This is a genomic window from Pseudomonas sp. PS01298 (assembly GCF_029959745.1).
In the GTDB taxonomy this organism is placed as follows: Bacteria; Pseudomonadota; Gammaproteobacteria; order Pseudomonadales; family Pseudomonadaceae; genus Aquipseudomonas; species Aquipseudomonas aylmerensis.
This window is the reverse complement of sequence record NZ_JASCPP010000042.1, coordinates 1-20,515: the sequence shown is the minus strand read 5'-3', so window position 1 is coordinate 20,515 and position 20,515 is coordinate 1. Positions and strand designations below refer to the sequence as shown.

Annotated in this window: 18 protein-coding genes; 5 read left to right on the top strand and 13 right to left on the bottom strand. The window is 63.8% G+C overall.

Annotation, left to right across the window (positions count from 1 at the left end):
* The 5 genes from QMX97_RS16290 to QMX97_RS16270 all read right to left on the bottom strand — a co-directional run bounded on the left by QMX97_RS16290 (position 1) and on the right by QMX97_RS16270 (position 6,689).
* The gene (locus tag QMX97_RS16290; protein WP_201144203.1) at positions 1 to 2,187 is read right to left on the bottom strand and encodes an ATP-binding protein; all 2,187 of its coding nucleotides are present in this window, start codon (positions 2,185 to 2,187) and stop codon (positions 1 to 3) included.
* A 168-nt stretch (positions 2,188 to 2,355) separates the two neighbouring features.
* Positions 2,356 to 3,210, bottom strand: coding sequence for a CAP domain-containing protein (locus tag QMX97_RS16285; protein WP_065906660.1), 855 nt, complete (start codon positions 3,208 to 3,210; stop codon positions 2,356 to 2,358).
* A gap of 81 nt (positions 3,211 to 3,291) precedes the next feature.
* Positions 3,292 to 4,617, bottom strand: coding sequence for an MFS transporter (locus QMX97_RS16280; RefSeq protein WP_282397256.1), 1,326 nt, complete (start codon positions 4,615 to 4,617; stop codon positions 3,292 to 3,294).
* 58 nt (positions 4,618 to 4,675) lie between these two features.
* Positions 4,676 to 5,869: an L-2-hydroxyglutarate oxidase gene (lhgO, locus tag QMX97_RS16275; RefSeq protein ID WP_282397255.1), complete on the bottom strand. Its 1,194-nt coding sequence runs from the start codon at positions 5,867 to 5,869 to the stop codon at positions 4,676 to 4,678.
* Positions 5,870 to 5,978: 109 nt separating this feature from the next.
* Positions 5,979 to 6,689 (bottom strand): FadR/GntR family transcriptional regulator, encoded by a 711-nt coding sequence (locus QMX97_RS16270; protein WP_282397254.1) that lies wholly within the window; start codon positions 6,687 to 6,689, stop codon positions 5,979 to 5,981.
* Positions 6,690 to 6,841: 152 nt separating this feature from the next.
* Between QMX97_RS16270 and QMX97_RS16265 the strand changes: the two genes are divergently transcribed.
* Positions 6,842 to 7,513 (top strand): GNAT family N-acetyltransferase, encoded by a 672-nt coding sequence (locus tag QMX97_RS16265; protein ID WP_282397253.1) that lies wholly within the window; start codon positions 6,842 to 6,844, stop codon positions 7,511 to 7,513.
* Between the two features lie 9 nt (positions 7,514 to 7,522).
* On the opposite strand, the gene QMX97_RS16260 is transcribed toward QMX97_RS16265, so the two are convergent.
* Entirely contained in the window at positions 7,523 to 8,125 is a 603-nt protein-coding gene (locus QMX97_RS16260) for a TetR/AcrR family transcriptional regulator (RefSeq protein ID WP_282397252.1), read from the bottom strand.
* 72 nt (positions 8,126 to 8,197) lie between these two features.
* Here QMX97_RS16260 and QMX97_RS16255 point away from each other — a divergent pair, with 72 nt between their 5' ends.
* On the top strand, positions 8,198 to 8,803 hold the full coding sequence (locus QMX97_RS16255) for an NAD(P)H-dependent oxidoreductase (RefSeq protein WP_106804111.1): 606 nt from the start codon (positions 8,198 to 8,200) through the stop codon (positions 8,801 to 8,803).
* Positions 8,804 to 8,899: 96 nt separating this feature from the next.
* Here QMX97_RS16255 and QMX97_RS16250 read toward each other — a convergent pair whose 3' ends face one another.
* From QMX97_RS16250 to QMX97_RS16235, 4 genes are all read right to left on the bottom strand, one after another.
* Positions 8,900 to 9,289, bottom strand: a complete 390-nt coding sequence (locus QMX97_RS16250; protein WP_065906750.1) for a hypothetical protein — start codon at positions 9,287 to 9,289, stop codon at positions 8,900 to 8,902.
* A 32-nt stretch (positions 9,290 to 9,321) separates the two neighbouring features.
* Complete coding sequence (locus tag QMX97_RS16245) at positions 9,322 to 10,578, bottom strand: 3-phosphoshikimate 1-carboxyvinyltransferase (protein ID WP_065906673.1); 1,257 nt, start codon at positions 10,576 to 10,578, stop codon at positions 9,322 to 9,324.
* A 545-nt stretch (positions 10,579 to 11,123) separates the two neighbouring features.
* Positions 11,124 to 11,678 (bottom strand): UPF0149 family protein, encoded by a 555-nt coding sequence (locus QMX97_RS16240; protein ID WP_065906675.1) that lies wholly within the window; start codon positions 11,676 to 11,678, stop codon positions 11,124 to 11,126.
* 95 nt (positions 11,679 to 11,773) lie between these two features.
* Positions 11,774 to 13,021, bottom strand: coding sequence for a chloride channel protein (locus tag QMX97_RS16235; RefSeq protein WP_282397251.1), 1,248 nt, complete (start codon positions 13,019 to 13,021; stop codon positions 11,774 to 11,776).
* A gap of 193 nt (positions 13,022 to 13,214) precedes the next feature.
* Here QMX97_RS16235 and QMX97_RS16230 point away from each other — a divergent pair, with 193 nt between their 5' ends.
* Positions 13,215 to 14,027, top strand: a complete 813-nt coding sequence (locus QMX97_RS16230; RefSeq protein ID WP_106804109.1) for a crotonase/enoyl-CoA hydratase family protein — start codon at positions 13,215 to 13,217, stop codon at positions 14,025 to 14,027.
* Between the two features lie 5 nt (positions 14,028 to 14,032).
* A complete protein-coding gene (nudC, locus tag QMX97_RS16225; protein ID WP_065906678.1) occupies positions 14,033 to 14,866 on the top strand; it encodes an NAD(+) diphosphatase in 834 nt (277 codons plus the stop codon).
* On the opposite strand, the gene QMX97_RS16220 is transcribed toward nudC, so the two are convergent.
* The 3 genes from QMX97_RS16220 to QMX97_RS16210 form a co-directional block, all read right to left on the bottom strand.
* Positions 14,834 to 15,613 (bottom strand): TSUP family transporter, encoded by a 780-nt coding sequence (locus tag QMX97_RS16220; protein WP_065906679.1) that lies wholly within the window; start codon positions 15,611 to 15,613, stop codon positions 14,834 to 14,836. The genes nudC and QMX97_RS16220 overlap by 33 nt on opposite strands.
* 193 nt (positions 15,614 to 15,806) lie before the next feature.
* Positions 15,807 to 16,523: a phosphatidylcholine synthase gene (pcsA, locus tag QMX97_RS16215; RefSeq protein ID WP_065906682.1), complete on the bottom strand. Its 717-nt coding sequence runs from the start codon at positions 16,521 to 16,523 to the stop codon at positions 15,807 to 15,809.
* A gap of 149 nt (positions 16,524 to 16,672) precedes the next feature.
* Positions 16,673 to 17,587 (bottom strand): class I SAM-dependent methyltransferase, encoded by a 915-nt coding sequence (locus tag QMX97_RS16210; protein WP_282397250.1) that lies wholly within the window; start codon positions 17,585 to 17,587, stop codon positions 16,673 to 16,675.
* 191 nt (positions 17,588 to 17,778) lie between these two features.
* Here QMX97_RS16210 and mdeB point away from each other — a divergent pair, with 191 nt between their 5' ends.
* Positions 17,779 to 20,457, top strand: a complete 2,679-nt coding sequence (gene mdeB, locus QMX97_RS16205; RefSeq protein WP_282397249.1) for an alpha-ketoglutarate dehydrogenase — start codon at positions 17,779 to 17,781, stop codon at positions 20,455 to 20,457.
* Positions 20,458 to 20,515: the final 58 nt, after the last annotated feature.

Genomic DNA, 20,515 nt, shown 5'->3' with positions numbered 1-20,515 from the left:
TCAGTCCTTGAGCATGGCCTTGGCCAGCACGCGTGCGACCTGGTCGGCGGAGTAGGGCTTGGCGAGGAACTCGAAGCCTTCATAGCCGCTGTCAGCCAGCTCCTCGCTGTAGCCCGATGTGAGGACTATCGGCAGGTCCGGCCGGCGCTCGCGCAGCACCCTGGCCATCATCACGCCAGTGATCCCCGGCATGACCACGTCTGAGAACACCCCGTCGAAGGCCATGGCGTCCGCGCCGGCCATCGCCAGTGCCTGTTCTGCATCGGTGGCCCAGGTGGTCTGGTAGCCGAGGTCCTGGAGGATCTGGTTGGCGAAGCGGCCCACGTCGAGGTTGTCTTCCACGATGAGGATATGGCGGTGCGACGGGTCATGGTCCGGGCACGCGGCTTGCTGCAGGTGCGCCAACTGGACTGCCTGGGACTCAACGGCCGGCAGGTACAGGGTAAATACCGTGCCCTGGCCCGGGGTGCTGGCCACGTCGACGTTGCCGCCGGACTGCTTGGCGAAACCGAACACCTGGGACAAACCCAGCCCGGTGCCTTTGCCGACGGCCTTGGTGGTAAAGAACGGCTCGAAGATGCGCTCCAGGTTGTCGCTGGCCATGCCGCTGCCGGTGTCGGCCAGGGACACCGTGACGAAGGGCTGGCGCGACTCGGCGTCGCCACGGATACGCGGCAGGGCCGCCACGGTGGCCACGCGCAAGGTCAGCGTGCCTTGGCCGTTCATGGCGTCACGGGCGTTGAGGGCCATATTGATCAGCGCGGTTTCGAACTGGCTGGAGTCGACGCGCACATGGCACGGGCTGTCGGGCAACTCGACGCGCACCTGGATCCGCGCCCCGGTGAGGCTTTCCAGCATCTCGCCGATATTCTTGACTCGCAGGCTCACATCGAACACTTCCGGGTTCAAGGGCTGGCGCCGGGCGAAGGCGAGCAGCTGGCTGGTGAGTTTGCTCGCCCGCTCGACGGTGTCCGACACCGCGCCCATGTAACGCTGGCGCCGCTCCTCGGAGAGACCGGGCTGGCGCAGGAAATCCACCGACGAGCGAATGATCGTCAGCAGGTTGTTGAAGTCATGGGCGACACCGCCGGTCAACTGGCCGATGGCTTCCAGCTTCTGGGACTGGCGCAGCGCGGCTTCGGCCTGGGAGAGGGCGGTGGTGCGTTCCGCCACCCGCTGTTCCAGGGTCGCATTCAGCTCGGTGAATGCCGCCAGGCCCTCACGCACGGCGACGTCGGCGCGCACGCGCTCGATATGTGCCCAGGAGCGTTCGGTGACTTCGCCCACCAGGGCCAGGTCATAGGGCGACCACACGCGCGCCGCTTTGTGATGCACGGCCATCAGCGCGGTGAGCCGGCCATGCTTGATCAGCGGGAAACACACGGTCGCCAACGCGCCCAGGGCCTGGTAGCTGGCGGCGATGTGCGGCTCGAATTCGATGCGATTGTCCTGCACCACCACCGGCTCGCCGGCGTGCAGGCGTTGTACGGCCAACTCACCGAACGAGGCCAGGCTGTAGCGTCCGACGATGCTCGGCGAGCCGGGCGCCGCCCAATTGCCGCGAATGGTGAAGCCGTCTTCATCGGCGTCCATGTCTGCATAGGCGCAGTTGGACACCTGCAGGTGCTCGGCCAGCAGGCGCGTGGTGGTGGACATGATGGTTTCGGCATCGGTGGCATTGGTCACGGCGTTGCCGATCGCATCCAGCACCGCCAGGCGCCGCGCAAGAAATACCGTGGCGGTGGTTTCGGTCACCGTGTCCAGCAAGCCGACGACCTTGCCCTGCGGATCGCGGATGGGGCTGTAGCAAAAGGTGAAGTAGGCCTGCTCGGGGCCCGCGCCGCGCTCGATCAGCAGCGGAAAGTTCTCGACGTAGGTGGCATGCCCTTCGAAAGCCGCGCCCGCGATGGGCCCGACCTGGTCCCACACTTCGTGCCAGGTTTCGCTGAATGGTCGCCCCAGCGAGTAGGGCTTATCGCCAAGGATGGGCACAAACGCATCGTTGTAGAGCGTGATCAGGTGCGGCCCCCAGACGATGGCCTGGGGAAAGCTCGAGGCAAAGCACAACGCTACCGTGGTCTTGAGCACATCCGGCCATTGTTCCAGCGGGCCCAGGGGCGTACTTGCCCAATCATGCTGGCGTACCCGCTCAGCCATGTCGCTGCTGCTTTGCAGCCAATTCATCATTGGGAGAACACCTTGTTTGCCACAATCGGTCGAGCGCCTGAAGAGGTCAGGCTAACAAGCAACAGACCGGAATGACCGTTGCCAGTTCAGCGGAATTATCCACGAGATGGCAATTTGATGCTGCATCCATTTGAATAGATAAATATTCCGCGATCCGGGCGCTGTTTTTTACTGCGATGTGCCGAACAAACCGGTCCAGTAGATCCCCGCATCACTTTTCGGGTCCATGGCATAGGCCGCGCCCAATTCGCGAAACTGCGGGTTCATCAGGTTGGCGCAATGCCCGGGGCTGGCGAGCCAGCCGTCGACGACCTTGCGCGGCGTGTCCAGGCCGGCGGCGATGTTTTCGCCGATGTTTTTCGCCGGGTAGCCGGCCAGTTCAGCGCGGTCACCGGGGGTGCGGCCGTCGTGGTCGAGGTGGTCGAAGAAATTGCCGTTGGCCATGTTGCGCGTGTGGCTGTTGGCGGCGCCGGCCAGGTCGTCATTCCAGGACAGCGGGGTGGTCGCGCTGAATGCCTGGGTGCCGCACTGGCGCGGTTGCGCGCGCGCGGTGTTGATCAGGGTGAGCAGTTGCTTGCCTTCGGTCTGCCAGTCGCCGAGGCCGCTGGACAGCAGTGGACGGGCGAGCACGATGCGCCAGTCCTGGCCGCTGTTGCTCACACCGATATCGACAAATTGCGGGTCCAGCACCACGCGGCAGAAACTCTCGCGGACCGCCTTCATGGCAGCCTGGGCATCCTTGGGGCCGGACAGGCTGATGGCCTGCACATTCACCATCGGGTATGCCGCCCGGGCCAGGGCCTGTTGCAAGTCGCCGACATTGGTGGCCGGCAGCACCAGGCGGGTGTCGCTGGCCAAAGGTGGCAGTTCCTGGGAACCCTGGTCACCGCAGCGCTGTACCTGGCTGCGGTAGTCGTTGATCTGTTGCACCAGCTGGATTTCTTCATTCGCCATCGCGCTGGCGCAGAACACCGTACTGGCGGCCAGCGTCGTAAGACCCATCATCAATGACAGAACGCGCATGGACGTTACCCTTGAGCTTGAAAGTGCCCATGATGCGCGATGTAGGTGCGTCCATGCACCCGTTGGTCCGAACTTTTTTCCTCAGTTCTTGAATGCCGAGTGCTTGCGGCCCTGGTCACACAACGCAAACACCACCACCAGCAGCGCCGAAATGGCGAGGATTATCACCACGCCATCAGTGGAGTGGGTGGCCGATGCTGCCACCATCGACAGCGCACCCAGTGGCGCCAGGCCGCCAGCGATGGCGGTGCCGATTTCACGCCCGGTACCGAAGCCGGAAGAGCGCGTCTGGGTCGGGAACTGCCGGCTCAGGAACGAGCCCTGCGGGGCGAACATCATCGGTGCGAGGAGGCCGGTGCCGACGCCGATCGCGATGTAGATCATCAGGCTTTCGCCGCTGTTGAGCAGGGCCAGGAACGGGTAGGCGAACAGCAGCGAGCACAGCCCGCCGAGGATCAGCACGTGCTTGCTGCTCCACTTGTCACACAGCCAGCCGAAGCAGGGCACGGCGACGATGGCGATCAGGCTGGCGATGGTTACCGACAGCGACGTGACGTGCACATTCACGCCCTTGAATTGGGTCAGGTACGCCAGGGAGAAGGTCTTGAAGATGTAGCTCAGCGCGTTGTAGCCGATGGCAACGAAGAACACCACCGCCAGGCCTTTGAGGTCGTTCTTGAACAGGGCCTTGAGCGGCGAGGCCTTGGCCTTGGCGGCTTCTTTGCTCAGCTCCTTGAACTGCGGGGTTTCCGGAATGCTCTTGCGTACCCACAGGCCGACGCCCACCAGCACGATGCTGCAGACGAAGGGAATACGCCAGCCGCCGGCCAGCAGGAACTCGTTGCCGTTGATGGTCAGCAGGTACACGGTGAGCGACGACAGCAACAGGCCCAGGTTCAGGCCCAGCGCCGGCCATGCGCCCTGGCTGCCGCGCTTGCCCTGCGCAGCGTGCTCATAGGAGGTGACCGCCGCGCCGGACAGTTCGGCCCCCGCACCCAGGCCCTGGATGATGCGGATGAACACCAGCACGATCGGCGCCCAGATGCCGATGGAGGCGTAGCTGGGGATCAGGCCGATCAGCGTGGTGCACACGCCCATCAGGCAGAAGGTCAGTACCAGCACTTGCTTGCGGCCGAACTTGTCGCCCAGGTAGCCAAACAGGATGCCGCCGAACGGGCGTGCGATAAAGCCGATGGCAAAGGTCGAAAAGGCCATCAGCGTGGCGGTCTTCGGGTCGCTGTTATCGAAGAAGATTTTCGAGAACACAATCGCCGCCATGGTCGCGTACAGGTAAAAGTCGTACCACTCCAGCATTGAGCCAAAGATGGTCGCGGCGGCGACTTTGCGCAGGCGCTTGCGGGTTTGCTCGGGCGTTTCGGTGCCGGGGATGGAGGCAGATGCCGTCATGCTGTACTTCCTTCTGGGTCTTTGTAGTTATTGTCAAATGGAGGCGTATTGCCGGGTGTTACTGGGGCGTGAACAGGCGGTCGGCGATCATCGCGCCGATCGGCATGGCTGACGTCGCGGCCGGTGAGGGCGCGTTGCAGACATGGAGCATTCGCGAGGTCTGGGCGAACAGGAAGTCGTGCACCAGGCTGCCGTCGCGCATCACCGCCTGGGCGCGGATCCCGGCTTCATAGGGCAGCAGGTCGTCGAGGGTCAGTGACGGGCAATACTTGCGGCACTGCTCCAGGTAGCCGGATTTGAACAACGAGTTCTTCATCTCGGTGGTGCCCGAACCGAGGTTCTGCCAAAGGGTTTTCCAGAAGCCGGGGAAGCGCGCGTACTCGGCCACGTCGCGCCAGTTGATCGAGAACTTGCGGTAGTTTTCGCGACCCAGGCCCAGCACGGCGTTCGGGCCGACGGTGATGCTGCCGTCGATCATGCGGGTCAGGTGCACACCGAGGAACGGCAAGTCCGGGTCGGGAATCGGGTAGATGAGGTGATTGACGAGGCCGTTTTTTTCCGGCTGCAGGCGGAAATATTCGCCGCGAAACGGGATGATCTGGTGGTCGATCTTGATCCCGGCCAGGGTCGCCAGGCGGTCCGACTGCAAGCCAGCGCACACCACCAGGTGACGCGCCTGCCAGGTTTCGCCAAGGGTGTTGATGGTGACGGTGTCGGTGTCTTCATGGATGCCGGTGACGGTGCGTTCCAGGCAGATCTCGCCACCGCTGCGGCGAATCACCCGCGCCATGGTCTCGCACACCTGGCGGTAATCGACGATGCCAGTGGCATCCAGGAACAGCCCGCCCAGGCCGACGATGTTCGGTTCGCGCTCGCGCAACTGGTCCGCATCGAGGCGCTCGACCTGCATGCCGTTGAGTTGGGCGCGGGCATGCAGCGCTTCCATTCGCTGCATTTCCAGCGGGCTGGACGCCACCAGCAGCTTGCCGCACACCTCGAACTTGATGCCGTGCTCGGTGCAGAACTGCTTGGTGGCTTCGGCGCCACGCTTGCACAAGTCGGCCTTGAGGCTGCCGGGCGCGTAGTAGATGCCGGCGTGGATCACGCCGCTGTTGTGGCCGGTCTGGTGCTTGGCCAGCACCGATTCCTTTTCGAGGATCACCAGCGAGGCGCCCGGCTGGCGCTTGAGCAGCTCCATGGCGGTGGCGAGGCCGACGATGCCGCCGCCGATGATGCAAAAGTCGTGAATCATTGCGTGGGGTACCTGCGGTTGCACATCAGTCTGATTATCAGGTTGTCAGACTAATGTTTTGGTTAAAAAAATGGCGTGTCGGGGACACGCTGCAAAAGGGTGGAATCGGTCAATGTTTGGCGGGCAGTTCCAGGCTCAGGCGGCGTGCTGCCGCGCGCAGGTGGGCCTCGGCACTCGCGGCGGCACGCTGGGCGTCGCCGTCGGCAATCGCCTGGAACAGCGCCTGGTGTTCCTGGGTGGCGTCGGCAGAGCCGGTGACAAAACGCGAGGCGGAGTTTTCCCAAGAGGTCTTGCGGGCGCTGGCCAACTGGCTGCGCAGGAAGTCATGGAAGGCCACGAAGTAGTCATTCTTGCTGGCGTCGGCGATGGCGCGGTGGAACTCCACATCGGCGAGGGCGGCCGCTTCGAAGTTGTCGCGGTGCTCCTGCATGTCCTGCAGCGCGCTTTTCATGCGCTGCAGGTCGGCTTCATCGCGGCGTTGCGCGGCAATCGCGGCGGCCTGGGTCTCGATCCACAGGCGCACTTCGAACATCTGCGCGAGGTCGGGCCGTCGTCCATTCGGCTGCGGGAAACGGAACACCGTACCGGCTGGCGTCTGCGAGATAAACGAGCCCAGGCCCCGGCGCGCAGTGATCACGCCATCGGCCTTGAGCTGGGCAATGGCTTCACGCACCACAGAGCGGCTGACGTTGAGTTGTTCGGCCAGTTGCTGTTCCGTGGGCAAGCGCGACTCGGGCGGCAGTTGGCCGGAGTCGATTTCGGCGCGGATGGCACTGACAACCCGGACGACCAGCGAATCGGGGCGTTGAAGCTCAAGCATGGGAAAACCTTGTTGATCAGGTTGTCAGACAATAGTCGTTACGATTTTACCTTGTCAATATCGGCGTGGCTTTTGGGTGCGGCCTGCAGGCCATACACTCGCCGCAACAGGTACAATCGCCGCTGCCTTGACGCGAAACCCCAGGAATTTGCATGTACAGCCTTACCCGCTACACGACACCGTGCCCCGAGCCCATCAATGCGCAGATCCTGCAGATGGTGGTGGACAACCTCACCGACATCAGCAGCGTCGCGCTGCCGCCGAGCAACCTGCTCTACAACATTTACCAGTACGCCATCGGTTTTGAAGTGCACCTGTACCTGGAAGCCCTGGACGGTTCAAAGGGGATTGCCGTCGAGTTGGTCGTGGCGATGGACGCGGAAGAACTGCTTGGCTTTTGCCTGTACCTGCCCGTCAAGGACGATCCGCAAGCCTGCGGGATTGCATTCATGGCCGTGCAAGTCGGCCATCGGCGCCAGGGTGTGGCGCGCGCGATGATGCGCGAGGTGTTGAGCCGTTATCCCCATGCGGAACTCGCGTGCTCGGTAGAAAAAGTACCAGCTTTTGAACGCATGGGCTTTCAGGTGCGGGGCGCGCGCGGCACCCAGGTGCTGATGAATACCCGCGACTACGGCACTGATGGCCTGATGGGCGTGCTGGACGTGGCGTCGATCTACAGCTCGCTGGAAGTGCGCCAGATCCACACGTACCTGCTGCAAAAGCACGGCAAGCGCGCGATGCTCGACGCGGAGAAACAGCGCGACCGGCATCTGGATCAACTGACGCGCAAGGTACGGTTGTTCGTCCAGAACCTTCCGGCGTAAACCGCCGCGTCAACCGCGCTCGCGGTTGACCATCGCCAGCAGGGTCGCAAGCAACTCCTGCTGCGCCTCTTCACGGCTGACTTCACCACTGGCTGCCGCCTGGGACAAGGCTTCCGCCGCGCCCAGCACCGCCCGCAGGCCGACCTGGGACACCGTGCCGCCGGGCGCGAAGGGCGACAGCGCGTCGCGGCACTTGGCGAGGAAAATCGCCTCGTATTCGCGCTTGAGGGTTTCCAGTTCCGGGGAGCTGCTCAGCGCGGCGATCACCCCCGGAATCTCCCGGCCCTGCAACAGCACGCAATCGACATAACTCGAGGCGATCACCCACGCGCGACCCTCCAGCGTGGCATCGCTGGCCTCGATGGCTTGGGTAAACACCTTGTCCTGGCGCGCGTCGAAGTCGGCATACAGCGCAGCGAGCAACCCCGCGCGGGTGACGAAATGGTCATAGACCACCGGCTTGGTCACTCCCGCGAGTTCCGCCAGGCGCCCCAGCGTCAGGGCTTCGGTGCCTTCATCGCGGACCAGTTGCCAGGCCACATCGAGCAGTTGGCGCAGACGATCTTCACGGCTCAAGCGCCGGCGTGGGGCAGGGGACTGACTGCTTGACATGCTTATATACCAAAAGTAACTTAGTGGCTGTAACTTACTAAACGTAGCTTAAGCCCAAAGGGAGTCAATGTCATGCATGCACTCATCGTTGTCGCGCACCACGACCCACAATCGCTCACTCACGCCGTCTCGGCGCAGGTGGCCGCCGGCCTGACTGCCAGCGGCCACACCGTGGAAATCGCCGACCTCGCCGCCGAAGGCTTCGACCCGCGCTACACCGCCGCCGACCACCGCGTACACCGCACTCGTGCCACGCCACCGGCCGACGTATTGGCCGAGCAGGCGCGTATCGACCGCGCCGATGCGCTGGTGCTGGCATTCCCGATCTACTGGTGGTCGCTGCCGGGCCTGCTCAAGGGCTGGGTCGATCGCGTGTTCGTCAACGGCTGGGCCATCGACTACGGCCCGGACACGCCGGTGGTGAAAAAGCTGCGGCACTTGCAGGTGCATCTGCTGGCGCTGGGGGCCGCCGATGAAAGCGCGTTTGAACGACATGGTTATGCCCAGGCGATGCGTACGCAGATCGACTACGGGATTTTTGACTACTGTGGGGCGCAGGTGCTGACGTCCGAGCTGTTGCTGGAGTCGGAAAGCGACAGCGCGCAAAGCCATTTGCGCACCGCCGAGAAGCTCGGCCGGCAGTTGTTTGTCCCGCGTCAGGTGCGAGAGAACGCCTGAGCGCCAGCCTGTTCCAGGTTGCTTTGAATCAAGTGTGCCCAGTGCCACGCGCCAGGGAATCCGTCGTGGCGCGGCAATCGGTGGTTCGAGCGCGGTTCAACCGTCGCGAAACAGGTCGTGGGCATCCAGCAGGCGGTAGGCGATCTCGGGGTGTTTTTCCATGCCCCGGCGAATCGCCGCCGGGATCGATTGGCGGGTCTTGCGGCACAGGCCTGGCAGGTCGTCGATGACGATCTGGATGCCGCGCATGCTCTTGACCTCGGCGTGGCCGGGGGCGATGTGCACGCGGATTCCGAGGAGTTCGTACATGCGCTGCTGCATGCGTTCGAGGTCCTGCAGGCTCTGCAGGTTTTCGAGGCGTTCGACCAGGCGTTTTTCTTCCTGGCGCGTCAGGCTGAGGATGCGCAGGTCGGCGCCGGGACGTTCCAGCAGTTGTTCTCGTTCGCAGACGCAGGCGCCGGGTGGGCAGGGTTGGCGAATTGTCATGTGCATTGCCTCCCCATTCCGGCGCCGATGCCTCAGTAGGTCAGTTGGACCCCGAGACTGCCCAGGGCCTTCCAGTACTCAGGATAGGTCTTGGCCACGCAGTCCGGATCCTGGATGCGGATGCCCGCGACCTTCAGCCCGGCCAGCGCAAAGCACATGGCAATGCGGTGGTCGGCGTGGGTGTCGATCAACGCATTGCACGCGGTGCCGGCCAATGCAGGGTCGGCGGCGACCAGCAGGTCATCGCCCTCGATCGTGGCCAGGCCCGCACGGATTTCATTCAGGCCATCATGCAGCGCCTGCACGCGGTCGCATTCCTTGACCCGCAGGTTGGCCAGCTCGGTGAAGCGCACCGGGGTGTTGTTGAATGCGGCGAGCACTGCGAGGGTCGGGATGGCGTCCTGCATCTGCGAACCGACGACCGTGGCCTGCATGTTCGGGAATTGCGCGATCACCGCCTGGGCCTTGGCGTCCGGCTGGGTAAAGTCCTGCGCGGCGACGCCGATGTCGATGCGCCCACCGGTCAGCACTTCAGCGGCCCACAGGTAGGTGGCGGCGGAAGCGTCGGGTTCGATCAGGTAGTCGTGCGCGGTGTAGCCGGTCGGCGCCACACGCCAAGTGGTGTCGTCGACCACCTCGACCTGCGCGCCGAACGCGCGCATGCAGTCCAGGGTCAGGTCGACGTAGCCGCGTGCACCGATGTCCTTGCCGGTCAGCGCCACTTCAATCGGCGCTTCGCCGCAGGCCGCCAGCATCAGCAGGGCCGACACGTACTGGCTGGACAAGCCGCCGTCGATCTCGAAGCGCTTGGCCGCGACTTTGCCCGCACCGTGCACGGTGACCGGTGGGCAACCGGTCGGGCTGTCGACCGCGATGCCGTTCTGGCGCAGGGTGGCCAGCAGCGGGCCGATCGGGCGTTTTTGCATATAATCGTCGCCGTCCAGCACGACGGTGCCTTCAACGGTGGCGACGGCGGCGGTCAGAAAGCGCATGGCGGTGCCGGCATTGCCGAGGAACAGCGGCTGCGTCGGCAACTGCAGTTTGCCCTGGCCGGTGACGACGAAGGTGGTGTCATCCGGCTCGTCGATGGTCACGCCCATCTGGCGCAGGGCGACCGACATGTGGCGGGTGTCATCGCTTTTCAAGGCGCCGCTCAAGCGGCTGGTGCCCTTGGCCAGGGCCGCCAGCAGCAGGGCGCGGTTGGTAATGGATTTGGAGCCGGGGGGCGCGACCTTGCCATTGAGGGGGAAATTGGGCGGTGTCACGGTCACGGTTTTCTGCGAACTCAAGGTACGAGGCTCCTGATTCTAGGCGAGGTGGCACGGAGTGGCCGACGGGGCGGACTTGAATAATCGGGTATAGATGCGGTGCTTGTCGAGCTTGGGGTCGTGGTTGCTGATATTTATTGGGTGGGATTTGGTGTCACTGTGGGGGGATCAGGTCGGGGGTATATCCGTTATTTGGGTGAGGGCTGAGATTGGTTCCGCCCTTACGGCGGGTCACTTTTGAACAGCGCAAAAGTAACCAAAACGCTCTTGCCCCAACACTCGGCACCTCGCCTAGGCTCGGTGTGCCCGTAATCCGACATTGATTTGGGGGGCCGCCGCCACGCGCCATCCATGGCGCGGGGCGACTAAACCGGCATCCCTGCCGGTTTACCCCCCAAATCAATGTCGAATTCCGGCCAGCGTGTTTGATGGGGCGCCTAGATCAAGATCAAGATCAAGAGCAACAGCACGGCGGCCTGATAGCCGGCCTGAGTGGTTAGATCAAAAGCAAAAACCTTTAGGAGCCGGCTTGCTGACTCGGGGTTTCAGATGCGCTCTGCAGCTTTTTATCGTTTTGCCAACCAGTAGTCATGCAGCGCGCGTGCGGCGGGTTCGAGTTCGCTGACTCGCTGCTGGTGTGTTTGCACGTCGAGGTCGGCGGGTAATTCGAAGTTGTCCTGTTCGGCGCACCAGGAGATTTTTTCCAGCAGTGCGGCTTGTTCCGCCGGCAGTTCCGGCCAGTTGCCGATGGCTGCGCCGCGGATGTAGCCAAAGCACCATTCTTCGGCCAGGGTGACGTTCTGGCCCTGGTGTTCGGTTTCGTCGAAGCGAGCCTTGAAGCCACGGGCGTCGGTGGCCAGTTGGCTGGCCAGGGTGTTGAGGTGGCGCACGCACAGTTCGAGGAAGCTTTGTGCTTCGTCCATGTTGTCCCACTCCGGGTTCTGCCCGCCCCATATCGCCGGGAACCACTCGGCCACGTCGACCTGGGCTGGGCTGGAGACCAGCGCGGTGAAGTAACCGTCGAGTTCGGCCAGGTTCAGCACCGAGTGGTCGTCGCCGTACTTGAGCAGGGTCTCTTCGATGAAGTCGAAATCGGCGGCGGTGAGGGGTTGGGCGTGCATGGCATTTCCTTGAGCGTCGAGCGCCGCTGATGGGGCGGCTTAAAGCGCAAAGGATGGCGCTTGAGGCGGTTTTTATCCAGCGGTTTGCAGGGTTTTTAGCCGAACCGCTGGCACAGTTTGCTCACGCACACCGCGCCCACTACCGCCAGAATGATCGGCACCAGGAAGTCATGGTCGATGCGGGTGAATTCCGCCACCAGCACGATCGCGGTCAGCGGCATGCTCATGCTCGCGGCCAGGAACGCTGCGGCGCCGATGATCGCGAACGCGCCCAGTGGCACGCCGGGCCAGGCCAGGCTCCAGGCGCCACCGAGGATGATCGCCAGCAGCGCGCCATTCGCCAGGCCCGGCGTCAGCAGGCCACCCTCGGCGCCGGCGCGCAGGCTGCTGGTGGTGATCAACACCTTGACCAGCAGCAACAGCGCCGCCAGGCCGATCGTCAGTTCATTGTCGAAACCCAGTTGCGCCGGGCCTTTGCCATTGCCGAGGATCTGCGGCAGCAGCATCGCCAGGCCGCCGATCATAGTGAAGTTGATCAATGACCACACCGGCAGGCGCCAGCCGCGCGCGGCGTTGGCCCGCGCCGCACCGGTCAGGCGGGTGAAGCCATACGCCGCCACGCCGAACACCGGGCCGCACACCAGCGCCCAGGCGATCAATGCCGGGCTCAGCACAAAGTGCGGCACCACATACTGCGATTCGGCACCCAGCCCGACCCAGGCCACCGCCGCGCCAATCGCCGAGGTGGCCAGGGCGATGATCGCCGCCGGCCAGCTGAACGCGCCCACCAGCACTTCCAGCACAAACACCGCGCCGCCCAATGGCACGTTGTACACCGCCGCCAATCCGGCCCCTGCACCGCAGGCGACGATCAGGCGATGCATGTGCGGTTCCAGCCGCGCCCGCTGCGACAACCATGTCGCCGCCAGCGCACCGACTTCACGCGGCGCCACTTCACGCCCCAGCGGCGAGCCGAGGGCCACGGTGATGATCTGCAGCAAGGCGTGGGCGAGGGTGGTCTTGGGCGGCATGATCGGCATCTTCTCGGACACCGCCTGCCGGATGCTCACCAGCGGGCGGCCGTAGCGATAAAGCGTCCACCAACCCAGCCCCGCGACCAGTCCGCACACCACCAGCACCAGCAGGCGCCGTTCGGGCGCTGCAGCGGTCACGCCGGATAAAAAGGTTGCGTGGCTGACGAGGCTGTCGAGGCTGTAGCCGTAAGCCAGGTGCTGGATGCCATGCAGCAGCAACGCCAGGAGCATCCCGCCCAAGCCGGCACCGATGCCGGTCAGCACGACCACCAGGGCCAGGATCAAGGATGAGCGAAACGTGGTCGGCATAGGCGGCTCCAGGGCAGTGGCCCTGATTGTATAGCCGATAAACCGGGCCTTACGGATGAAATGTATCGGCACTGCACGCAGCGCGTCCTCACAACATTCCATTACCTTTGCCAGTCCCGGTTTTGGCCGATGCGCCGTGGCGTACCCTTGTTATAGTTCTGGCCTTATCACTCGCCAGTCAGGGATCACTGCCATGTCCGAATACCAAGCTTTTGTCGTCGAACTCACCGGCAACGTTGCCCATGTGCAGATCAACCGCCCGGAAAAGATCAACGCGATGAACGCCGCGTTCTGGACCGAGATCATCGACATTTTCCAATGGATCGAAGACACCGACGCCGTCCGCGCGGTGGTGCTCAGCGGTGCCGGCAAGCATTTCTCCTCGGGTATCGACCTGATGATGCTGGCTTCGGTCGCCAATGAATTCGGCAAGGATGTGGGGCGCAACGCACGCTTGCTGCGCCGCAAGATCTTCGAGCTGCAAGCCTCATTCAACGCCGTCGACAACTGCCGCAAACCGGTATTGGCGGCGATCCAGGGTTACTGCATCGGCGGCGCCATCGACCTGATCAGCGCCTGCGACATGCGTTACGCCGCCGAGGGCGCGCAGTTCTCGATCAAGGAAATCGACATCGGCATGGCCGCCGACGTCGGCACCCTGCAGCGCCTGCCGCGCATTATCGGCGACGGCATGTTGCGCGAGCTGGCCTACACCGGCCGCCAGTTCGGCGCCGAGGAAGCGCGCAGCATCGGCCTGGTCAACCGGGTGTATGCCGATCAGGACAGCCTGCTGGCCGGAGTCTTCGAAATCGCGCATGAAATCGCCGCCAAGTCGCCGATTGCGGTGACCGGCACCAAGGCGATGATCAGCTACATGCGTGACCATACGGTCAATGATGGTCTGGAATACGTTGCCACCTGGAACTCGGCTATGTTGCAATCCAACGACCTGCGCGTGGCCATTGCGGCCCATATGAGTAAGCAGAAACCCGAATTCGTGGATTGACTGACATGACCCCAGGCTGGATTACCACAACGCTGCTGGACAACGACGCCCCTGGCGGCTGGGCCGTCGCCCGCAGCCGCGACGGCTTTTTGCATGATGCCAACGGCCCGCTGTTCCCCCGGGAATGGCTCAAGCGCCAGGACCTTGCTGTGTTCGCCGAACACGGCATCGGTCACCTTGATGGCGAACCGGTGTACCTGCTGGAACTCGACGCGGCGGCGCAAGTGCCCGACTGCAGCTGGCAAGGCCTGCGCGGCTTCATGCTGCAAGGCGATCACACCCTCTACAAAGTACTCGGCTACGCCGCGCAGATCGGTACCTGGGCGCGCGAGCACCGTTTCTGCGGCAGTTGTGGCCAGGCGATGGTCCAGGTGCCACGGGAACGGGCGATGTTTTGCCAGGCCTGCGACCTGCGCAGCTATCCACGGATCTCGCCGAGCATGATTGTGCTGGTGACGCGTGGCGACGAAATCCTGCTGGCGCGTTCGCCGCGTTTTGTGACCGGTGTCTACAGCACGCTGGCAGGGTTTGCCGAGCCGGGTGAGTCGGCCGAAGACTGCCTGATCCGCGAAGTTCGCGAGGAAGTGCAGGTCGAGGTCAAGAATATCGAGTACCAGGGCAGCCAGTGCTGGCCGTTCCCGCATTCGATGATGCTGGGGTTCCACGCCGAGTACGCCGGCGGCGACATCGTGCCCCAGGCCGACGAGATCGAGGACGCGCAGTGGTTCAACATCCACGACCTGCCGCCGCTGCCGGCGTCACGTTCGATTGCGCGTTACCTGATCGACCTCTATGTGGCTCGGCGCCTAGGCCACGCTGAACCAGTGTTGCCAGGCTAGGCGCACTGTCAGGCCGAGCACCACGGTGATAAACACCGGGCGAATGAATTTGGCGCCGCCGCTGATAGCGCTGCGTGCGCCAAAAAACGCGCCGCCCATCACCGAGATGCCCATGGCCAGGCCGACGATCCAGTCCACCGAGCCATTGAAGATAAACACCGACAGCGCCGCCGCGTTGCTGACAAAGTTCATGCTGCGCGCCACGCCGCTGGCCTTCACCAGGTCGATGGGGTGCAACAGCATCGTGCTGACGGTCCAGAACGCCCCGGTGCCGGGTCCGGCCACGCCATCATAGAAGCCCAGGCCAAAGCCCTGGGTGGATTGCCATTTCTTCTTGATCGGCGCATCGGCGTCCAGCGGCGCCTTGGGCGTGCCGCCGAACAACAGGTACAGGCCGCAGCCGAACACAATCACCGGGAGCATCTTGTTCAGGGTTTCGGCAGGCAGGTAGTGCGCGACCACGGCACCGGTGAGGGCGCCGATCAACGTCCCGACGATGGCATGCACCCACTGGCGCGGGTGGAACAGCTTGCGCCGGTAAAAGGTGAAACTGGCGGTGGCGGAGCCGAAGGTGGAACTGAGCTTGTTGGTGCCCAACACCAGATGTGGCGGCATGCCGGCGGTGAGCAGTGCCGGGGTGGTGAGCAGGCCACCACCGCCGGCGATGGCGTCGATGAAACCGGCGATAAAGGCAACGACGGCGAGAATGGCGAGGGTGGTCAGGTCAACGCTGAGTTCGAAGGGCATGGCAGGGCTTATTCTTGGAAGGGCGCAGCGAAGGGGCTACACCGAAGGCCTGCATCTTACCTGCCGGATGTGCACAGATCCAAATGTAGGAGCCGGCTTGCCAGCGATAGCGCAACATCAGCCACTCTCTCTGGAGCTGACGAACCGCAATCGCCGACAAGCCGGCCCCTGCAAATGACTGGTGTCGGCGCGGCTATTTGTGGTTGCCCAGCCACTCCAGCGCCGTACGCCAGATACAAATCCCGAGGAAGTACGCCGACATCAACGACCACAACCCAAATGTCCACGGGTTGGTATTCGGGTAATCCATCACCATCAAAAAGCTGCACAGCAGCCAGATGGTGGTCACCGCGATGTTGATCGGCATGAACCGCTTGACCCGGAACGGGTGCAGGAACTTCATCGGGGTCACGGTCAGCAGTGCCAGGCCGATCACCGTCAGCAAGGTCACCCAGGCTTCCGGCTGGATGATGTACACGCACAGCGCCACCACGTTCCAGGCGGCGGGGAAGCCGACGAAGTAGTTGTCCTTGCTCTTCATGTTCACGTTGCAGAAGCAGAACAGCGACGACACCAGGATCACCGACACCGTGAACAGGTGAGTAAATTCCGGCAGGTCGATATAGCGGTAGATAAACAGTGCCGGGATAAACACGTAGGTGAGGTAATCGATCACCAGGTCCAGCACCGAGCCGTCGAAGCTGGGCAGCACCGTGCTGACATTGACCCGTCGCGCCAGGGAGCCATCGACGCCGTCCACTACCAGCGCGAAGCCGAGCCAAAGCAGGCAGGCCTTGGGCGAGTTTTCCAGCAGCGCCAGGGTGGCCAGGAAGGCCAGTACCACGCCGGTGGCGGTAAAGCCGTGGGCGCCCCAGGCTTTGAGTCTGGCTACATGCAGGGTCGATATCACGGGCGGTTCTCCAAAAGGTGAAACGGGGCAGCCGACGGTGTGACACCGTCGGGTCTGGCCGGGGAATGCAGGTATCGACCGGGAAGGGGGGGATAAGGTTCACCACCCCGGTGTATTGCTTAGCGTAGCAAGCGTAGGACGTTTCGGCATCAACCCTGGCGGAACACCAGGGCCTTCAAGCCACTTTGTGGGTCGATATCCGGAAATTCCGGCGGATTCTGCAGCCGCTCGACAAAGCGCAGGCCCGGTGCTTCGCGGGTTACGCCGTCGATCAGGAAGTCTTCGCCGAAGGCCGGGTCGTTCATGCACGCCAGCACCGTGCCCTGTGGCGTCAGCAAGTCCGGCAGGCGACGCAGCACGCGCTGATAGTCCTTGGTCAGCAAAAAGCTGCCTTTCTGGAACGACGGCGGGTCGATGATCACCAGGTCATAAGGGCCGCTGTTGGTGACCTTGGCCCAGGACTTGAACAGGTCGTGGCCCAGGAAGCTGACCTTGCTCAGGTCGTGACCATTCAGGCGATGGTTGTCGCGGCCACGGCTGAGCGCGCCACGCGCCATGTCCAGGTTCACCACATGGTCGGCGCCGCCTTCGATGGCCGCCACGGAAAACCCGCAGGTGTAGGCAAACAGGTTGAGCACGCGCTGGCCCTTGGCCTGTTCGCGCACCCAGTTGCGCCCGTAGCGCATGTCGAGGAACAGCCCGCTATTCTGTTTTTTACCCAGGTCGATCAGGTAGCGCAGCCCGCCTTCGGTAATCACCTTCTCGTCGACAACGTCGCCCGCCAGCCATTCGGTGGTGCTTTGCGGCAGGTAGCGGTGTTGCAGGGCAATGGTATGCGTACCGAACTCAGCCTGCAGCAGGTGTTTCAAGGCCTGCAGGTGCGCGGCCTCGGGCTCCTTGAACAGCGCGACCAGCAGCACGCCTTGCAGCCAGTCCACGGTCAATTGTTCCAGGCCCGGCCAGCAACGGCCACGGCCGTGGAACAGGCGCCGGGTTTCACTCGGCGGAGTGGCCAGGGCGGTGAGCAGGTGGGCATGCAGGGTGGCGAGGGCGTCTGGGGTCATCGTTAAACGTCAGTCATTGAGCGGGCGGCATTTTAAACACACTTGCGGGCTTGCGGGTTGGCTGAGCACAACGTGCTGGTAAAACCAGGATTGGCAGTGATTCATGCTCAAAATTCTGCTATCTGCGCCTGATAACAGGCAAAAAATCCTCCGGCACCCACATAAACTGGAAAAAAAGCCCGGAGGTGCCCATGAACGGTTTCGCGAGTGCAGTCAATCACACAGCCACGGATCAGTTGGAGCAGGACGAGTGGCGCGATGCCCTGGCCTCGCTGGTGGCCAACGCCGGACCCGAGCGCGCCCGCCAGATCCTCGACCTGCTGGCCCGCGACGCCAGTGCGCCGCACATCGACTGGACTCCGCGCCACGGCACGCCCTACATCAACAGCATCAGCGTCGAGCAGCAGCCGGCGTTCCCCGGTGACCTCGCGACGGAAGAGCGCCTGGCCTCGCTGGTGCGCTGGAACGCGCTGGCCATGGTGGTGCGCGCCAACCAGGCGTATGGCGAACTCGGCGGCCACATCGCCAGCTACGCCAGTGCGGCGGATTTATTCGAAGTGGGCTTCAACCACTTTTTTCGCGCCCGCAACGATGGGTTTGGCGGCGACCTGGTGTTCTACCAACCGCATTCCGCGCCGGGCATCTATGCGCGTGCGTTTCTCGAGGGGCGCCTGGACGAGGGCGACCTGGCCCACTATCGGCAGGAACTCGGCGGGCCAAAAGCCGGTGCGCGCGGGCTCTCCAGCTATCCGCACCCGTGGTTGATGCCGGACTTCTGGCAATTCCCCACCGGCTCCATGGGCATTGGCCCGATCAGCTCGATTTTCCAGGCGCGCTTTATGCGCTACCTGCAGCATCGCGGCTTGCAGGACACCACCGACCGCCACGTGTGGGGCGTGTTCGGCGACGGTGAGATGGACGAGCCGGAGAGCATGTCCGCGCTGACCCTGGCCGCGCGCGAAGGCCTGGATAACCTGACGTGGGTGGTCAACTGCAACCTGCAGCGTCTCGACGGGCCGGTGCGCGGCAACGGGCGCATCATCGATGAACTGGAGGCGTTGTTCGGCGGCGCCGGCTGGAACGTGATCAAGCTGGTCTGGGGTTCGGATTGGGATGCCTTGCTCGCCAAGGACGCCGACGGCTCGCTGGTCGATACGCTGTCGAACACCGTCGATGGGCAATTCCAGACCTTCGCCGCCAAGGACGGTGCCTACAACCGCGAACACTTCTTTGGCCAGAGCGAGGCCTTGGCCAGGCTGGTCGAGGGCATGAGCGACGAACAGATCGACCGTCTCAAGCGCGGCGGCCACGACATGGTTAAGATCCACGCCGCCTACCACGCCGCGCGCCGCGTCAAGGGCAAGCCCACGGTGATCCTCGCCCAGACCAAAAAGGGCTTCGGCATGGGCGAGGCGGGGCAGGGCAAGATGACTACGCACCAGCAGAAGAAGCTTGATCGCGAGGCGCTGATCGCCTTTCGCAATCGCTTCCAGTTGCCGCTGAGTGATGAACAGGCCGAGTCGCTGAGCTTCTTCAAGCCCGAGGACGACAGCCTGGAATTGCGTTATCTGCATCAGCGGCGCAAGGCCCTAGGCGGTTATGTGCCCAGCCGCAGCCAGCTTGCTGCGCCGGTGAGCATCCCGCCCATGGCGGGCTATGCCGGTTTCGCCACGGCGGCCGACGGCAAGGAAATGTCCACCACCATGGCCTTCGTGCGCATGCTCACCCAGCTGCTCAAGGACAAGGCGCTGGGCCCGCGCATCGTGCCGATTGTGGCGGACGAGGCGCGCACCTTCGGCATGGCCAACCTGTTCAAGCAGATCGGCATCTATTCCAGCGTCGGCCAGCGCTACGAGCCGGAAGACATCGGCTCGATCCTCAGCTACCGCGAGGCCACGGACGGGCAGATCCTGGAGGAAGGCATCAGCGAAGCCAGCGCCATCAGCTCCTGGGTCGCAGCGGCCACCAGCTACTCGGTGCATGGCCTGCGCATGTTGCCGTTCTACATCTATTACTCGATGTTCGGCTTCCAGCGCGTGGGTGACCTGATCTGGGCCGCCGCCGACCAGCGCGCCCGCGGTTTCCTGCTCGGCGCCACTGCCGGGCGCACCACCCTCGGCGGCGAAGGCTTGCAGCACCAGGATGGCAGCAGCCACCTCACGGCCGCCACCGTGCCGAATTGCCGCGCCTATGACCCGGCATTTGCCGGTGAATTTGCAGTGATCCTCGACCACGGCATGCGCCAGATGCTGGAGCACGACGTGGACGAGTTCTACTACGTGACCCTGATGAACGAAAACTACCCGCAGCCAAGCCTGCCGGAAGGGGTTGAAGCGGCGATCATCAAGGGCCTGTATCGCCTGCAAGGCACCGCCGGCGCCCAGGTGCGCCTGCTCGGTGCGGGCACGCTGGTGCGCGAGGCGCAGGCTGCGGCGCAGTTGCTGGCAGACGATTGGCAGGTGACCAGCGAAGTGTTCAGCGTGACCAGTTTCAGCGAACTGGCGCGTGAGGCGCGCGAGGTGGAGCGCTGGAACCGCCTGCACCCGCAGGAAGCCGCGCGCAGCAGCCACCTCGCGGATTGCCTGCCCATCGGCGCGCCGGTGATCGCGGTGTCTGACTACGTGCGCGCAGTGCCGCAGATGATTGGCTCGTACCTGGACTCGCGCTACACCGTGCTCGGCACCGATGGTTTCGGGCGCAGTGATACGCGTGCGGCGTTGCGCGATTTCTTTGAAGTGGACCGCTATCACCTGGTGCTGGCAGCGCTGACGGCGTTGGTGGAGCAGGGGAGCCTGCAGCCGCAGGTGTGCCAGCAGGCGATTGAGCGGTACGGCCTGCAGGCGGAACGCGAAGCTTCCTGGACCCGCTGAACTTGCAGGAGCGCGGCGGGGCCGCGGGGGGGCGCGGGGGGGCCGACCCCCCGGCCCC